Annotated in this window: 14 protein-coding genes and 1 tRNA gene; 9 read left to right on the forward strand and 6 right to left on the reverse strand. The window is 58.3% G+C overall.

All coding sequences use genetic code 11. The features are described from left to right. Window positions 1–16: 16 nt before the first annotated feature. Together LJD29_RS04335 and LJD29_RS04340 are read right to left on the reverse strand one after the other, a co-directional pair. Window positions 17–2689 (reverse strand): glycosyl hydrolase 2 galactose-binding domain-containing protein, encoded by a 2673-nt coding sequence (locus tag LJD29_RS04335; RefSeq protein ID WP_446744532.1) that lies wholly within the window; start codon window positions 2687–2689, stop codon window positions 17–19. A 44-nt stretch (window positions 2690–2733) separates the two neighbouring features. After that, complete coding sequence (locus LJD29_RS04340) at window positions 2734–4107, reverse strand: nucleotide sugar dehydrogenase (protein ID WP_446745876.1); 1374 nt, start codon at window positions 4105–4107, stop codon at window positions 2734–2736. A gap of 155 nt (window positions 4108–4262) precedes the next feature. Between LJD29_RS04340 and LJD29_RS04345 the strand changes: the two genes are divergently transcribed. Further along, a complete protein-coding gene (locus LJD29_RS04345) occupies window positions 4263–5522 on the forward strand; it encodes a M48 family metallopeptidase (protein ID WP_446744533.1) in 1260 nt (419 codons plus the stop codon). A gap of 11 nt (window positions 5523–5533) precedes the next feature. Here the strand turns inward: LJD29_RS04345 and LJD29_RS04350 are convergent, their stop codons facing one another. Both LJD29_RS04350 and LJD29_RS04355 read right to left on the reverse strand, forming a co-directional pair. Then, window positions 5534–5767, reverse strand: coding sequence for an anti-sigma factor family protein (locus tag LJD29_RS04350; RefSeq protein ID WP_446744534.1), 234 nt, complete (start codon window positions 5765–5767; stop codon window positions 5534–5536). Then, entirely contained in the window at window positions 5764–6390 is a 627-nt protein-coding gene (locus LJD29_RS04355; protein WP_446744535.1) for a sigma-70 family RNA polymerase sigma factor, read from the reverse strand. The genes LJD29_RS04350 and LJD29_RS04355 overlap by 4 nt, the downstream gene beginning before the upstream one ends. A 332-nt stretch (window positions 6391–6722) precedes the next feature. Here LJD29_RS04355 and LJD29_RS04360 point away from each other — a divergent pair, with 332 nt between their 5' ends. From LJD29_RS04360 to LJD29_RS04380, 5 genes are all read left to right on the forward strand, one after another. Continuing rightward, a complete protein-coding gene (locus tag LJD29_RS04360) occupies window positions 6723–9080 on the forward strand; it encodes a lytic transglycosylase domain-containing protein (RefSeq protein ID WP_446744536.1) in 2358 nt (785 codons plus the stop codon). A gap of 17 nt (window positions 9081–9097) precedes the next feature. Continuing rightward, a complete protein-coding gene (locus tag LJD29_RS04365; RefSeq protein WP_446744537.1) occupies window positions 9098–10198 on the forward strand; it encodes a DegT/DnrJ/EryC1/StrS family aminotransferase in 1101 nt (366 codons plus the stop codon). 85 nt (window positions 10199–10283) lie between these two features. Then, window positions 10284–10805: a MerR family transcriptional regulator gene (locus LJD29_RS04370; protein WP_446744538.1), complete on the forward strand. Its 522-nt coding sequence runs from the start codon at window positions 10284–10286 to the stop codon at window positions 10803–10805. Between the two features lie 70 nt (window positions 10806–10875). After that, a complete protein-coding gene (locus LJD29_RS04375; protein WP_446744539.1) occupies window positions 10876–11139 on the forward strand; it encodes a hypothetical protein in 264 nt (87 codons plus the stop codon). An 89-nt stretch (window positions 11140–11228) separates the two neighbouring features. After that, a tRNA-Leu gene (locus tag LJD29_RS04380) sits at window positions 11229–11315 on the forward strand. A 436-nt stretch (window positions 11316–11751) separates the two neighbouring features. Here LJD29_RS04380 and LJD29_RS04385 read toward each other — a convergent pair. Together LJD29_RS04385 and LJD29_RS04390 are read right to left on the reverse strand one after the other, a co-directional pair. Next, window positions 11752–11979, reverse strand: coding sequence for a hypothetical protein (locus LJD29_RS04385; RefSeq protein ID WP_446744540.1), 228 nt, complete (start codon window positions 11977–11979; stop codon window positions 11752–11754). A gap of 271 nt (window positions 11980–12250) precedes the next feature. Beyond that, window positions 12251–14149: a PatA/PatG family cyanobactin maturation protease gene (locus LJD29_RS04390; RefSeq protein WP_446744541.1), complete on the reverse strand. Its 1899-nt coding sequence runs from the start codon at window positions 14147–14149 to the stop codon at window positions 12251–12253. Window positions 14150–15076: 927 nt separating this feature from the next. Here LJD29_RS04390 and LJD29_RS04395 point away from each other — a divergent pair. The 3 genes from LJD29_RS04395 to LJD29_RS04405 all read left to right on the forward strand — a co-directional run bounded on the left by LJD29_RS04395 (window position 15077) and on the right by LJD29_RS04405 (window position 17209). Beyond that, window positions 15077–15682: a hypothetical protein gene (locus LJD29_RS04395; RefSeq protein ID WP_446744542.1), complete on the forward strand. Its 606-nt coding sequence runs from the start codon at window positions 15077–15079 to the stop codon at window positions 15680–15682. 6 nt (window positions 15683–15688) lie between these two features. After that, window positions 15689–16390, forward strand: a complete 702-nt coding sequence (locus tag LJD29_RS04400; protein ID WP_446744543.1) for a hypothetical protein — start codon at window positions 15689–15691, stop codon at window positions 16388–16390. A gap of 84 nt (window positions 16391–16474) precedes the next feature. Then, window positions 16475–17209, forward strand: a complete 735-nt coding sequence (locus tag LJD29_RS04405; RefSeq protein ID WP_446744544.1) for a hypothetical protein — start codon at window positions 16475–16477, stop codon at window positions 17207–17209. The last annotated feature ends 1 nt before the right edge of the window (window position 17210 follow it).

A 17210-nucleotide genomic window follows, 5' to 3' on the forward strand; every position in this document is an offset into this window, starting at 1 on the left:
CTTCGGCGCTGCCCGGTTATCTGCTCGCCGTCTGCACTTCGGAGGCAAGACGCAGCGTTGAGGAATTGATGTTCCAACCGCTGACCTCGATGCTGGCTCCTGCAACATGCTGAGGAAGTTGCGCGGTCAGCGTCATCGACTCGCCGGGAAGCAGTTCGACATAGTTGTCTGACCAGAGAACCGGCGTGATGTCCTCTCCGTCTTTCGACTTCGCGGCCACTGCGACCTGGAAGGCGAGCGCCTTCGATGGATTGTGCAGTCGCACCTCGACGGTTTCACCGGCCTGCGAGTGCAGCAGGTGCGATTCCGCCTCGATGTGCGCAGCAGGGAGCGAACGCAGCGCGCTCATGTCTTCAGGCTTCAGAGGCAACGTGACCAGCCAGTTCGATTTCTCCCAATCCCACACGGTCGGCTTCTGCGGCAGCCAGTAGAAGTTGCGGCTCACAAGCTTGCCAGCCGCATCTTTCAACTCAAGCAGCACGAAGTGCACGCTTGAATCAGCCGCGAAGGCAGACTCAGGGATCGCGAAGGTTTTCTGTGCGCCATCCGCGGCTACGTCGATGCGATCGGCCTGGGCGAACTCTTCTTTCATCTTGAGGTCGTAGACTTTCACCGATGCTTCGAGATGCGATGCGGGTTCATACGTGCTGTTGATGACGTATACGCTGCGGTCGTCGTACGAATACTGGATATGCAGCGGCTCGCAGGCCTTCTTCGTGCCGAAATATCCACCGCCTGTATCGAGATAGTAGTCATACAGGTGCCAGATCATCGAGGGCCATGCATTGTTGAGCATCCACTGGATCACGCCGGTCGAGGTGTACTTATTGCGCCCATACGCCTCGAACATGGCGCGCTCAGCATCGTAGGTCATGGTCTGCGCAATGCGCAGATACTCTGCCTGGGCATCGGCCGAGCCATAGGTGGTCTTCATCGCGCTGTTGAAGATATCCATCTTCGCGAACTCGCCGATGCCGCTGTGATACTGCCAGACCTTGCTTGGCGGCCATACCTGGTCGGAAGGCATGAACTTCTTCAGCGAACTGAGTTGTGGCGGAGCAGGCCCGGGTCCTGTCTCCGTGTTGAAACCGAAGGCTCCGCCGGCTTTGCCCGGATCGGTCAGCCAGTACGATGGCCCGACATAGTCGTAGGGGCCGCTCATCTTGACGCCGCTCTTTCCCGTGACCGATGTCGTCTTGGCGCTGGCGGAGGAGATGGTCGGATTCGGCCAGTGCGTCTGCTGCTCGATTGCAAGATAAGCGCTTTCGACATTCGCAGGCGGAGGATTGTCGCTGCCGTTCAGCCATACAAGCAAGCTGGCGTGACTGCGCAGGCGCAGCATCTGCGAAGTGAGCGAGGCCTTGGCGACGTCCATCGTTTCAGGCGTCCACTTGTCCCACTGCTCCCAGCGGTCGCAGCAGCACCAGCCGAGCATGACGAGAATGCCCTGCTCGTCGGTCTGGTGGAAGAAGTCTTCTGTCTCGAGCTTGCCCTCGAGGCGGATGGTGTTCAGATGCATGTCCTTCACAAGCTTGAGCTGGTCGCGCAAGCGATCAGGATTCTCGCGTAGCAGCATGTCCTGCGACCAGCCTGCGCCGCGGATGAGGATGGGCTTGTCATTTACCTTGAAGAGGCGATATCCCTTGTCCGTGAGATCGGATGTCACTTCGCGAATGCCGAAGCGCACGGTCTGTTCGTCCGAGATCCTTCCGTCTTCGGTAAAGCGCAGTGTCGCGGTTTCGAGATTCGGCTTGCCCATCATGTAGGGCCACCACACTCGCGGGTTCTTCACCTTGAGTTGCGCGTACTGCTCCGGCGAGAAGGCGACGCTCTTGTCTTCGTTCGGCGCGAGGTCTACGCTCTGTTCGATCCTGACTCCGGCGACGGTTCCGTTGATCTTGCCGTGAATGGCGCGGTCTGTTGCGTTATGCAGCTCTGCGTAGACGGAGAGGTCGGCTTCCTTCAGCGTGTCGTCGGTAAAATGCGTCGTCACCAGCGGAGAGCGCAATGCCACTGGACCATCGGTCACGAGGCTCACGCCGCCCCAGAGGCCCATGTCCTTGTCCGGAGGAGCTGGGTTCCAGTCGACCCAGTTAATGCCGAGATCGTTTTCGGTCGGCGCGAAGGTTTCAACGGCAACCGTATTTTGCTGCCCCGTGACGAGATTCGCCGTCACATCAAAATCGTAGGTGCGGTAGGCACCGGCGACCTTGCTGTCGTCGGCGATCTGCTTTCCGTTCACCCAGATGTTGGCGCGGTAGTTGATGCCGCCGAAGTGCAGCGAAAGCGTCTTGCCCTTGTCCGTGGCGGGCACGGCGAAGGTCTTGCGATACCACCAGCCGCAGCGGTAGGGGCTGTCCTGCGGCATGGGCAGGCGCGAGAAAACCTTGCCGTAGGGATAGTCGCCGCCGGGGATCTCCCGCATATTCATGCCGTAGTACGGATCCTTGATCGCACCGGAGGCGACCTGCACGGCCATCACCGTTGCAGGCACCGGCGTTGCGAACCAGCCCTGCGGTTTGTAGGCATTCTTCGAGATGGCAGCGCCGTCGTCCTGCAGCTTGCAGGCAGACTGAAGCGTCCAGCCATCGTGGAGAGGAGTCTGTTCGGCGTGAATTGCGGGCGCGGAGAGGCTCAGGCAAAGGAGCGCGGAAGAGAGACAGGCAGTCAAAACCGTTCGGCGGAACATGACTGCCTTTCTAACAGAAGTTCAGGTAGTTTGGCACCCTTGTGTCAGCAGCGGACGATCTTGTCGGAGACAATTCCCTTCGTCGCATTGCGGGTATCGACAACCAGCTTGGCCTGGTCGACGATGGCGCGGTAGTCGTAATCGGAGTGGTCGGTCACGATCAGCACGCAATCGTACTGGTCGAGATTCTCAAGCGGCACGCGGTGCATGTCGAGGTCGTAATGGCGTCCACGGCCTACATACGGGAAGTAAGGATCGTTGTAGGAAACCACAGCCTTGCGCTGACGAAGCAGTTCGATGATGGTCAGCGAGGGCGACTCGCGCAGGTCGTCCACGTCGCGTTTGTAGGACATTCCCAGCACCAGCACTTTCGACCCATTGAGCGCCTTGCCGTGCTCGTTGAGTCCCGCAGCCGTCTGCTCGATCACGTAGTAGGGCATCGCCAGGTTTACTTCACCCGCAAGCTCGATGAAGCGGGTGCGGAAGTCGAACTGCTTGGCCTTCCACGAGAGATAGAAAGGGTCGATCGGAATGCAGTGGCCGCCCAATCCAGGACCGGGGTAGAAAGCCTGGAAACCGAAGGGCTTCGTCTTCGCCGCATCGATAACTTCGAAGATGTCGATATCCATCCGCTGGCAAAGCTGCTTCAGTTCGTTAACCAGCGCGATGTTGACGCAGCGGTAGATGTTCTCGAGCAGCTTGGTCATCTCCGCCGCTGCGGGCGACGACACTGGCACGGTGCGGTCGAAGATAGTTCCGTATACGGCGCACGCAAGCTCCTTCGCGTGCTCTCCTACTCCGCCGACAACTTTGGGAATATCGCGGCGCGCTACCGTGTTGTTGCCCGGGTCTTCACGCTCGGGAGAAAACGCTACGTAGAAGCCGCGGTCAGCGGGGTTACGGACGGTCTTCAGACCTGCGGCATTGCTTTCGAGGATGGGAATCAGCACTTCCTCGGTGGTGCCGGGATAGGTTGTGCTCTCGAGGATGACCAGCTGGCCTTCGCGCAGGTAGGGCGCGATGGCGCGGGCTGTGTCCTGGATGTAGCTGAGGTCGGGCTCGTGGAATTCGCTCAGCGGGGTCGGAACGCAGATGGTGATCACGTCCATTTTGGCGATCTCGGCATAATCAGCCGTCGCACGAAATCCCTGCTGCTGTGCCTGCTGAATCTCGCTACCGGGTATACGCACAATGTAGGAATCACCCGCATTGAGCGTGGTGATCTTCTTGGCGTCGATATCGAAGCCGGTCACCTGGAAGCGCTGTTCACTGAAGAGCAGCGCCAGCGGCAGACCGACATATCCCATTCCGATGACGCCGATCCGCGCCGTCTTCGATTCGATCTTTTGCTTCAGTTCTTCTGCCAGTGCGGCGTGCGTCAACTCCATCCAGCTAACCTCGTTCTTCCCTGTAACCATGGGCATTTCGCCCGTTCCTCATTGATTTTAAAGGAATGGAGAACGTCGCGGAGACTGGCACCAAAGAAGGAGGGACAGGCGCTGCCAAAAGGGCGCATACTTACGTCTAACTGGTAGAGTTGCGTCCGCTCTGCCCTGGAGTTATGGAGTAGCCCATGCAAAACCGCGATTTCCTCTTTCGCGTACGCGTTTCGTTGGCTCTTGCGGCCACGCTGGCGGTTGCACCTGCCGCAGTGGCCCAGTCCAGCAGCCAGCAGCCAGCGCAGCCCAGCACCCCGGCTTCGACACCTGCCCCTTCGTCCACACCCGACCAGCAGAACCCTGCCGACGATAAGCAGGTCGGCACCGTTCCCGTGCCAAAGCCCGACGCTGCTCCGAGCACTCCTCCGCCAAAGGGATCGACCGACGATCCGAACAAAGCTAACACGGGCGACCCCAACTCGATGGAGAAGGTAAAGGCAGGCAGCATCGACGACGTAAACGCCGTGGGTACGCGCGACATCGGCGGACGCGGCATGGGCAACTGGTACTCAACCGAGTCTGAGATCAAGATGGGCAAGTCGTACGCCATGCAGATCGAGAAGAGCACGAAGTTCGTGACCGATCCGGTGGTGACGGAGTACATCAATCGCATCGGCCAGAACATCGTGCGCAACTCCGACTGCAAGGTGCCGTTCACGATCAAGGTGATCGACACCGACGTCATCAACGCCATGGCGCTGCCAGGCGGATTTTTCTATGTAAATTCCGGCCTGATTCTAGCGGCCGATGAAGAGGCCGAGCTGGCGGGCGTGATGGCCCACGAGACGGCGCACGTCTGCGCTCACCATGCTGCCCGTGAGATGACCCGCGCAAACTACGCGCAGATCGGCAGCATCCCGTTGATCTTCATCGGTGGCTGGGCAGGATACGGTATTTACGAGGCTTCGAACCTCGCCATCCCGATCACCTTCCTGGAATTCTCACGAGAGTTCGAGGCGCAGGCCGACTACCTGGGCATCCAGTACATGTACCGCGCGGGATACGATCCGCAGGCCTTCATTACGTTCTTTGAGAAGATTCAGGATCTTGAGAAGCACAAGCCGGGAGCGGTTGCCCGCGTCTTCTCCGACCATCCTCAGACACCCGACCGCATCGAGCACTCACAGGAAGAGATTGCCCGCATCCTGCCGCCGCGTGACGAGTACATGGTCACAACATCGGAGTTCGATGACGTGAAGGCCAGGCTGGCGCGCATTGAGAACAAGCGCAAACTCACCGATGGCAAGAATGGAAACAAGCCGACCCTGCGGCGGGTGAACTCAACCGATCCGAACACCCAGGGCAGCAGTCCAGACGATCGGCCTACACTGCACCGGCGGGATGACAGTGGAACGAGCACTACCGGTGGCAGCACCCCGAACTCAACAAACTAGCAGTTGCGAAGCTAGCAGTTACGGCATTTGGACAGAATGGCCTTCTGCAGACGATCGCGAAGGTCATTTGGCAACTCGTAAATCTCGTGCTTGCGGTAGATCTCGATCGTCTTCCGGGTAGTGTTCAGCGTGATGACGCAATGCTCGCAGCCTTTGAGATGTGCTTCGAGATCCGCCCGCATCGTCACGGTTACGTTGTTATCCATCAGATCGTCGAGTTGCGCTAAAAACTCCGAGCAAGTCACTTCGCACCATCCTTGTTTCTGTCGCGGAAATAACGGTTTAGCCGTTCCCGCAACTGTAGCCGAGCCCGCAACAGGCGCGACTTTACCGCTGGAATACTTAAACCCAGGGTTTCGGCAGTTTCTTCTGTCGACAGCCCTTCCACGTCGCGCAGCACAAATACTACTCGGAAACCCGGCGGCAGGCCCTGCACCGTCTTGCGCAGAATCTCGGCCATCTCGGACTGCCCGTACTGCTGCTCCGGATCCGGTCCCCAGTCCGCCAGGTCGCGCGGCATGGAGCCTTCTTCAGTCTCGACGTCTTCGTCAATCGAAACCATGCGACCGGTGCGCCGCTTGCGCAGGCGCATCAGCGACTCGTTTACGGCAATTCGAACCAGCCAGGTATAGAACTTCGAATTCCCCTGGAACTGTTCGAGCTTCTCGTAAGCCTTTAGAAATGCATCCTGGACAACATCCTCGGCATCCTCGCGGTTCTGCGTGATGTGTTGAGCAATTCTGAAAACCTGGCGGTCATACTGCCGCACCAGCTTCTCGAATGCACTTACATCACCGGCCCGCGCCTGATTGACGAGCAGTACGTCCGGGTGAACTTCTTCCGTGCCTTCTGTTTGAATCGTTGACATAGGCGATAGTTGCAGAAAAAACGCCGGGAAACGGCGCTCTTGCTTTCTTCTATCCTAAATGCGCCGTGGCAGCCCGCGCAAAGCACTGATATTGCATCATTTCTGAGATCGCGGCCATAACCTGAGTCAGTGACGAGCCCGCCCGACCCGGGCCACTCTTGTCGAAGTAGGAAACAGTCTGCCATTACCGTGCCGGAAGCGGCAAATGTTCAGGGCTTTTCGCCTTACATTAAAAGACAGGAGCGCGCGAAAGAATGAAGAACCTGGGGGCATTTTGGAGGAACGGCAGAGGCGGGCTTCTGCCCGGCATTGCTGCCTCCGGACTTTTGGCAATGCTGTTGACGACAGGAGCCGGGGCTCAATCCCACAAGACGGCTGCCCACAAAAAGACCTCGACGACGCACAAGTCCAGCGCAACGAAGGCATCCTCAACGCGCAAGGCTGGAGCTGCTTCGAAGAGAGGCGGACACGCAGCGCGTTCCACGTCGCGGGCCGCGGCTCGCCGCCGCAGCCGGAAGCCACTGAATGCCGCGCAGCGTGCACGCAGCGAAAAACTGCAGCAGGCATTCGTAGCCTCGTCCCAGCTTCGTCCCATGTCCCAGCAACTGGCGACCATGCGTTCTCCCGCTGCATACGCCGGCGTCAGCGCTTACGCGCATTCCCATACCGGCGAAGCGGCTGCGGCTGCGTACCTTGCCCTGGGTCATGCTTATTTGCTTGACCGCAAATTTCCTGAAGCTGTTGCGGCACTGCGGTCCGCGAACGAGGTCGGGAAAGCGCTCGACGACTACGCCGACTACCTGACGGCCCAGGTGTATCTGCAGAGCAACCAGCTCGCGAACGCCGAAGATGTATTGAACAAGTTCATCCAGAAGCACCCGGATTCGATCTTCGTGGCCAGCGTGCCGGTGCTTGAGGCAAATCTGTTTCTGCAGGAAGGCGATCCCCAGGCGGCGCTTCGCGCCCTGGCTCCGCATCGCAGCGAAAGCATCGCGAACAAGGCCGATTTCCAGCTCGCCGACGCCAAGGCTACATTGATGGCCGGGCGCAGCGCCGAGGCCCAGCAGATCTTCCGGCGCGTCTACCTGAACTTTCCTCTCAGCAATGAAGCAGCACAGGCACGCACCCAGCTCGTATCCTCCGGGACAATCAACTCGCTGCCGGCCGAAGAGCGCCGTCATCACGCCGACTCCCTCTACGATGCGAAGCGCTACAGCGATGCCGAGGAAGAATACCGCTCGCTCGCGAATGATCCTTCGATCAGCGCGGATACGCGCAATACCCTCCTGGTTGCAGCCGCAGCCTGCGAATGGAAGCTGAAGAGTCTGCGCAAGGGTGAGCTTGATCTGTTGCCCGACACAGCCACTGAGAGCGGCGCGCGAAGACTCTATCTACTGATGGAGCTGGCACGCGACAAGGACGACGGCGACACGCAGCGTTCTATCGTCCAGCAGATGGAGTCGCGCTTCCCCGAGAGCCCGTGGCTTGCGGAAGCACTCTACTCCAGCGGCAACATGTACCTGCTACGCAAGGATTTTCCTACGGCGATCCAGTACTACGGCGAGCTGGCAAAGCGCTTTCCCCGGTCCTGCGAATCGCCGCACAGCGGCCCCTGCTCGAACTATTCCCCAAGCAGCCACTGGCGCGCTGCGTGGCTGAACTATCGCCTGGGGCAGTATGCCGAGGCAGCGCGGCTCTTTGACGAGCAGATCCAGTTCTATCGCGGCGGCAAAGAGATTCCCGCAGCCCTCTACTGGCGCGGCCGCGTCTACGACCAGGAAGAACACAAACCCGCGATGGCTGCGGCCTACTACCAGGCGGTCAGCCGCGTCTATCGCCACTATTACTATGCCGCTCTCGCGGACCAACGCCTCACCGCGCTCGGGAGCGTTTCGCCTGCCAGCTTCTCCACTCTCAACTCGCTCGAGCCTGAGAGCATCCCCGAGCTGAGCGACGATGTACCGGAGGACGATCCTCACGTAGTCAAGGCCCGCCTGCTGGCCAATGCAGGCCTGAACGAATACATCGCCCCCGAGATTCGCGCCGCCGACGGCAGCCGTGAATGGGGTGCCTTTGCCGAGGCCGAAATTTACTCTTCCTACGGCGAGACGGCTAAAGCTGTGCGTCTTCTGAAGCGGGCGATCCCCTTCTACACCTCGGCCCCTGTCGACTCGATGCCGCTTGCCTACTGGCACATCCTCTTCCCGCAGCCTTACTGGGGTGAGATCAAGGAAAGCTCCGAGCGGAACGGCCTCGACCCTTACATGGTCGCTTCGCTGATCCGGCAGGAGTCTGAGTTCAATCCCCTGGCAGTCTCGAACAAGAACGCTTATGGACTGATGCAGTTGCTGCCGAGCGTGGGGAAGAGCATGGCGAAGCAGGAAGGCATCCACGGTCTGCGCACCGATCAGCTCCTCGATCCCATCATGAATATCCGCCTGGGGACACGCTACCTGCGGCAGACTCTCGACAAGTTCGGCGGCCATCCGGAATATGCCTTCGCAGCCTACAACGCGGGTGACAACCGGGTGACCGACTGGCAGTCCATCGGCAACTACCGCGACATGGACGAGTTCGTGGAGTCCATCCCCTTCACCGAAACCCGCGACTACGTGCAGGCCATCATCCGCAACCAGGAGATTTATCGCGAGGTCGACAAGGCCAGCTCGCAGCGCGCGGCGAACCAGTAACCTGCGACAATAAATGCATGCAGTTTGTTGACCTGAAATCGCAGTATCGGCACCTGAAGTCTTCCATCGACACGCGCATCCACGCAGTCCTCGACCACGGCCAGTACATCCTCGGCCCGGAAGTGAAAGAGCTTGAGTCAAAGCTCGCCGCGAGAGCCGGCGCGAAGTATTGCATCGGCTGCGCCAGCGGCACCGACGCGTTGCTGCTCGCACTGCTCGCGCTGAACGTGAAGGCTGGCGATGAGGTCATTACCTCTGCTTTTACCTTCTTTGCCACAGGCGAAATGATCGCGCTGATCGGAGCGAAGCCGGTCTTCGTAGATATCGATCCGGTTACATACAACATCGATGCAGCAGCAATCGAGGCGGCCATTACGCCCCGGACGAAGGCCATCATGCCGGTAAGCCTCTACGGCCAGCCTGCCGCTATGGATGAGATCAACGACATTGCGGCGAAGCACAACCTGCCCGTCATCGAAGACGCCGCACAGAGTTTTGGATCGCTTTATAAAGGACGCCACTCCGGAAACCTAAGCACCATCGGCTGTACGAGTTTTTTTCCGTCGAAGCCACTCGGCTGCTATGGAGACGGCGGCGCCTGCTTCACCAACGACGACGCTCTTGCCGAATACATGCTTGAGCTGCGCAACCATGGGCAGCAGGGCCGCTACCATCACACCAGCATCGGCATCAACGGCAGGCTCGACACCATACAGGCAGCGGTACTGCTCGCCAAGCTCGAAGTCTTCGACAACGAACTGCTCGCCCGCAACGAAGTAGCCGATCAGTACTCCGCCGCCCTGCACGAGGCAATTCCCGTTCCGCAGGTGACCCCGGACAACACCAGCGCCTGGGCACAGTACACCATCGAGGTGGATGACCGGGAGCAGCTCGCCGCCCGACTGCAGCAGGCCGGCATTCCAACGGCCGTGCACTATCCGGCCCCGCTCCATAAACAGCCCATTTTTGCCGAGGCAAATGGCGGCCTGTCACTGCCGCACTCCGAACGTGCCGCGGAGAGGGTGATCAGCCTGCCGATGCATCCCTATCTGGAGCCCGGAGAGATTCAGAAGGTCGCCAACGCAGTGAAGGGCGCCCTGGCCGAATCCAGGAAGTAATCCACCAATAGAAAGAATTGTTTGACAGGCGGACCGGGCCGCGGAAGAATACTCCCAAACATTCCTTCCCTCGAATGTTTGGAACTTGAAGCGCCAACGAATGCTGCAAAACAGCTTCAGTACACGCGAAGTTCTCGAAGTGACCGGCGTCTCGGCCCGGCAGCTTCAGTGGTGGGATGAGCGCCGCATCGTAATTCCAGCACGGTCCGGCCGCATTCGCGTTTACTCCCTTTCAAACCTCGTCGACATTCTTCTTATCGAGCAGCTTCGGCGGCGCGGCGTCTCTCTGGCGCAGGTACGCCGAGTACTCCGCATGCTTCGCGCTGAGTTACCGGACGGCATCGAAGACCTTCTCGAAGGCCGCAGCCAGTATCACCTGCTCCTCGACGGCCGGCGTGTCTTTCTTGAGACCGATACCCGTCAGGTTCTTGACCTGTTGCAGAGCTCGATGCAGCCGATGCTTCTGATAAGTCTCGCGGAGACGGTCAAGCCTTTGACAATTTCGCTGCCAAATCTGCTGGAGGAGCCGACAGGCAAGATTTCTTCATCCAGTACAACTTCACCCGCCACAACAGGGAGGCACATCAAGAAGCGAAGCATCGCGTAGCGCAGGCAAGCCAACGGAGGAAGACCATTTCCTTCTATATAAAAGATCCGCAGCAACGAGGAGGTTTGGCATGTCATCGGAACTGGAAACGCTCGAACAATGGATTCCTGAACAAATGGAACCGGGAACACTTTTCGTACTTGAAAATGCCGGGTCGCTCGGCAGCGCGCAAAATCCTTTCTGGGCGGTGCTGGCATGCCCCTGTTGCGGCACACTCGGTTTGATCACGCGCGCACAATTCACGGGAATCGAAGCGATGATCTGCGGGTCGGACACCTGCTCGGCCGAGTACTATTTACGCGAAGACGAGATCGAATACCGCAAGCCAAATTAACCGCCCGGCCTACCAGCAGCAAGCAGAGGGTCCTCGATGGGACCCTCTGCTTTCTGCTCGCCTGCATTTTCAGCTACGATAGCCAAAGAGCCTGGATGGCGGAATCGGCAGACGCAGCGGACTTAAAATCCGCAGACCGCAAGGTCGTGGGGGTTCAAGTCCCCCTCCGGGCACCAAAGAAAATAACTATTCAAGTCCGGATGACCACTCCTGTGAGAGTGGCCATTTTCATTAGGGGACCAAGAGTTCCTTATGGAATCCGCTCCGCAGATCGGCGGGGATGGATTGCTGTATCCTGCGCTGGAACCTCCCTGAAAACGTGCTGCGCTCATATAGCCCTGTTCAAGCCCTCGCGGCAGTCGCTGCATCCGTCGCAATCAGGAATGGCAGGATTTTAGCGAGGAATCTTTGTTGAGGAATAACAAAGGCACTTCTCTTTAATTGGCAATTACTGACGAGAACGCGACTTATCAGGAGTAACCCTTCTGTCGCGCGTACGCATAAGTTCCCTGTGTGTGAGCGCCAGGCGTACGCCTCTCTTCAGGAAAGAAGATATCCGATGCCTGGCGCTCATACACTTGGGTTCGGGCCTGCTTCGAAACAGCCGAAGCGTCAGCAGGCTACGGCCAGACCGCCTCCCTGCCAACTGATGGCGCCGCGCAATGCACAGCATGCGGCACAATTCCAGTTGCCTGGAATATTGCCATTCTGATCAAAGCAGCGACCGATGATGCTGGTGGGAACGCCCGCGCAGGATGAAGGCGTAACTCCTGTGGCAGACGGATTGTTTTCGGTGAAGAGGGCGCGGCGGACGGGCTGTTGCTGTTGGGGAAGTCTCATGGTTTCTCCTTGTCTTTCTGCGCGATACGTTATTCGGATTGGCAGATCTGGCCGGTGTTGCAGTTACAGAGGCATCCGTATCTGCATTCTCGATTCTGGCCGCAGCACATGCACATGTCGGATGGCCTGACGCCTGCCCCGCTGCGCTTATCGCTCGAAAGCAGACTGCGAGGAATGGGTGGAACCTGGTTGGGAATTCTCATGATGTGCATTTCTCCTTTCAATCCTGATGGAGTGAGGGGTTTTATTAGCTCAACGAAGGAACAGGAGGCTATTGATATACCTCCCAGTGACGAACCTTGCCAACGGTGACAGGGATGACATCGCTGACGTCGACGGTGAAGCGGTAGACCTGTTTGGCCTGCTCAAAGCGGCGCGAAGGATTGAAGAAACTAAGCTTGATATCCCAGCAATCGGAGCGAGGACGACAAAGCGGGCTGCGCTCGTATTCGATCCGATCCAGCGTCAGAGACGAGACAATCGCATTCTCGAAAACCTTATCGATCTGGTGAGCGTTGGTTGCCGCGAAGTTGATGGCACGTTCATGAGGAGCCGATCCAAGGTTTCGCAACTCGTAGTAGACACGATCGAGGAAATTGCCGATGTGGGCCTGGCGGGCCTGCAGTGCGCCGGAGTCGTGCGTAACCTCCGCAGTGACAGCTTGAACCAGTGCGGCCTTTGACCAGTGATACATGCCGCGAATTTCCGGAGCGATGATGGGGACAGACTGTCCGTTGAAGAGCATTACACTGCCAGCGACATAGCCCGGAATCGACACGACGTCGACTCCTTCAGCGATCTGGCTGTGCAGCGATTCACGTAGGCGCTCATAGCCGATAGTGGCATAGGCGCCCACAGGCTGAATCGCATAGATCGGGGTAGCATCCTGAACGACGATCCAGATGAACGCTGGAGCAAATTCGGGGTGTTCGGTGACAAAGCTGACCACAGCAGATCCATCCTGAGGTTGAGACAGACCTGCCTGCAAAAGAGAGTCGCGCCGGGCTTCGGTGCCGAAGTCGTATGCAACCTGGCCCAGAACGTAGACGAGACGTGGAGCGGCGGATGCGCTACCACCGCATCCACATCCAGCCGGTATGACCTGGGTGTCGGCGGCACACTGCGGAATAACAGCCGGCGGAAAAGATTCCGATGGCACGGCTTCCGCCGTGCTGATTTCCAGCTCTTGCATAGAAATTTCTCCTTGAGCAGATGGTTGATCGGATTGGGACGCAGCACGGACTGCAGTAGGGTTAAGCTCCTGGCTGCGAGACGTTACGGGAAAGTGTTCGGCAGAGGATTCAATAAGAATTTTCTGAAGCGCGCCATCAACGTTGAGGATGCCGGCAAGACAGCGCTTCGAGAGCGCGTTGCCGGGATCGCAAATAGAAGCGCTTTCGATCAGCGCTTTACGCACGACACGGGCATCGGTCTTTCCTGACCGCTGCAACTGCAAAGACAACAAAAGCGCAGCCACGCCAGCGACAAGAGCATTCGCAAAACTGGTTCCGGACTTCTCGGCAACATCCGGGCCAGGAACGGCGCCAGGAATAGATTCTCCGGGAGCAATAATCCCGTGATGGCAATAGCCAGGATCCCAGTTGCTAAGAGCCATCGGCTCGCCTTTTGCACTGAGCGCGCCAACGGCGAGGACGGATGGTATGGCAGCGGGCACATTTGCGCACTCACAACCCTCATTGCCGGCTGCTGCGACGACGAGAACATTGCCGTCTTCACAGTCCTTGAGTGCATCAAGCAGATAGCGGTCAGCGCTGGTGGCGGGACCGAACTGCCCTCCGCTGATGGAGATTAGGTTTGCGCCGGCATCGATTGCAACGCGAATGGCACGCGCCAGATCAAGCTGAGAACAAGGGATTAAAGATCCGTCGATCGCCTGGTGAAAGATTGGGATCAGGAAACCCGTGCAGCGAGGCGCCACACCAGGGACAGGGCCTTCAGGCTGGCCAAAGATGAGACTCGCTACGTGAGTTCCATGCCGCGCGGCAGTGCCACTGAGGTCGACCGGTTGAGTCTCGATGTATTGAAGACTGGCACCGGCGAAAGCCGGGTGCGCAAGATCTGCTGGGCCATCGAGAATCGCGACGCGTATGGCGGGGTGTCCCTGGGTGAAGGCCAACAGAGCATTCAATCCAGGAAGAACAAAAGACAACTCACGTGGATCTCGGCAATGGCTTGCAGTCGACTGCATCCCCACTCCTCATCACGCTGCCAGACAAAAGCCCGGCATGCATTGGCCGGATCAGACTTCGCTGCGAGCAACAAAGCGCTATATACATAGCGACTTATGCAGATCTGCCACAAGCATTACGTTGTTCTGGGAAAACCACAGTTACAGTCGCATCTCGTAAGAACCAATCTTTGCGCTGCATGGTGCGCTGGATCTTCGAGTACTTTTAAAGACGGCGAAAGTATGCACTCACTTTAAAGATTCGTCTAGTTAAAATCTGCTAGCACCCCACCATATACCGCAACGAACCTGAACTACATTCGCTCTGACCGGAGACCTCAATAAGTCAGATCGCGTCACCAATGCAACATCGAGCAATAAATCCGAGATACAAATACGGCTTAAAAGTAAATGCGTATCAATCGCTTGCGCATAGCAAAAGACATCCTGGTAGCTGAATAATTAGATAAAAACGTTGCCCATAATGGATGCAACGCATGATTGCCGCAACAGTTATGCATTTTGAAGCGACACGTAAGTCATCTACCCAACTTACGACTCGCCTTCGCATTTTAAATTGAGAAGAATTCCGCAAAATAACTCAAAATTACTTGCAATATAGAATCAAGTCGTGTAATCCTGCTCCAGTTCTCGCAGCGTACGAAGAGATTCGCTAAGCAGAGATGATGTATTCAATCTCAATCATCGACATTGAGATTGTGTTTGGGTTATTGCTTCAACTCTTACTTCCTATCTTCACCCAAACACTTATTTAACTCTTGGCAGTTCACTGGTATTTGCCAAAGGCCTGTAGGCGAGATCGTGCCTGGTGGCTGCGATCCGTCCTTCTCCGCACTTCGCCTGCCGGGAAGGATAAACACCGCTATGTCTGGCGGATATGGAGGACACATGTCTAAAAAGTTTGCCGACCTTACCGAGGAACAAAAGCAGAAGTTCAACACGCAACTGGCGTCTTTCGGTATCTCACCGAAGGACGTTCCGGCAACCATCGTGGCTGATGGGAAGGTGCATATGCACCATGACCCGGAACTCGCCACGGTGAAGACCTTCACCTGCCAGGTAAAGGATCTGGCGCAACTCAAGCGGCTTTGCGGGGTGCCCGATAAAGTCTTCCAGCAGCCCGGTTCGGATGCGCATATTCCCTACCCAGCGAAGTTCGCCGCCGACCGCGTCCGCCTGCTCGCCGGCGGCAAGAAGGAAGTTGCAGCCGCCGCGCTGACTGAAAGCGAACGCAAGCTGGTTGACTCCTCGATGGTTTCCTACATGCTCGGCAACTCTTCCCGCGTCGCTCCTGAAAATGTGCAGGCAGTCAATGCTCTCAACTTTCCCATGACCATCAGTGTCGCTGCAGCACAGGATCTGGTCGTTTCGGGACCCTACCAAGTGACGCAATCTCTGGTATGCGGCACCATCACGATCGAGCCGAGCGGCTATCTCGAAATCATCGGCGATGCGTCCATTCAGACGCAGGTTTTTACCGTGGAGGGTAGGTAAGCACTTATGAGCACTCACGCGAATCTGTGGGTTGGACTTGGCGCCGACGAAACTCCTGCTCTTTCAACGGTAGGAGTTGCAGGCACGGCAGGCACAAATGGCACAAACGGTACGGGAACGGGCGGGTCTGGCACCAACGGCTCCGCAGGCAGCCCCGGCAAGAACTCATGCGCCACCCAGGCAACGGCCGGGTCGGCCGGAGCAGAGGGCGCAGCGGGTGGTGACGGTTCCAACGGAGGAGCGGGGGGAGCGGCGTTGAACGTCAACCTGCAGGCCGGGGAAATCAGCGGCACCTTCATCGTCTACAACTCCGGCGGAAATGGCGGAAATGGCGGCAACGGCGGCACGGGGCAGACCGGAGGCACAGGAGGTTCAGGTGGCGCCGCAAACGGCAACTGCGCGCAGGCACCGGGCGGTAACGGCGGCACAGGCGGCAAGGGTGGAAGCGGTGGAAGTGGCGCGAACGGCGGCAATGGAGCCATCGTCAATGTCACTTATTCCAGCCTCGCGTCCGGAGCACAACTTGTAGCCAAGGTGCCTCTAAGCGCCGGAGGCTCAACCGGCTCGGGCGGGACAGGCGGCACCGGTGGTGCCGGAGGAGCCGGGAACCCAAACGGGCAGCAAGGTGCGTCTGGAGGACCCGGCGCGAACGGCACCACGACCGGCAATGCGGGTGCCGCTGGCACGGTCAACTTCAACCTTGGCTAATCCGGCTCAACGGGAAGGTATCTTTGCTTTCCGTTGAACCGCTTCTGCGAACGGCAGAACAGCATCGCTGCCGAGGAGAGTCATATGTCTGCTTCGATCAATCCAGCAATTGTCTCCAATGGAGTCGCGGGCATAGCCGGCAAGACAGGATCAGCCGGAAATGCCGGCCAGAATGGCACTGCGGGCAAAGATGGCACAGGCGAGCGCGGCGCCTGGGGGAAATGGAAATGCACCTGCTCTGGCAACGGAGGAGCAGGTGGCGTAGGCACCTCCGGGAACACTGGCTCTGCGGGAACGGACGGCTATTCAGCTCCGAACTTAGGACTTACTTACTCCGAACTGAACGGAAACCTTTACATCCAGAGCACATCTGGTGATGGCGGCGATGGTGGAACAGGCGGAGCAGGAGGAACTGGAGGCATGGGCGGTAATGCCGGACAAAATCCGGTTCCGCAATGTCTTGGAACAGGCAATTTCTGTCCTTATCCAGCCATTGGCGGGAATGGTGGCAACGGCGGCAATGGTGGTCCGGGTGCTAATGGTGGCGTGGGTGCACTGGGAGGCGCGATCTATGTTGGAGGTCCCACACCTGCGGCTCCTCTGAACCTGACCATGGGCTCTATCGGCGGAGCCGGCGGAGCAGGAGGCGATGGCGGCGCGGGGGGCAATGGCGGCGCGGGCGGCCTGAACGAGAAAGTGGATCAAGACGATCCGGACACTTATGCCCAGAGCGGTAATCCCGGCGCAACGGGAGCACCTGGAAACGCCGGCAATGCAGGCAATAACGGTTCCACGACCTATTACCAGAACCAGGCGTAAG

The organism is Silvibacterium acidisoli, assembly GCA_022870745.1.
Taxonomy (GTDB): Bacteria; Acidobacteriota; Terriglobia; order Terriglobales; family Acidobacteriaceae; genus Silvibacterium.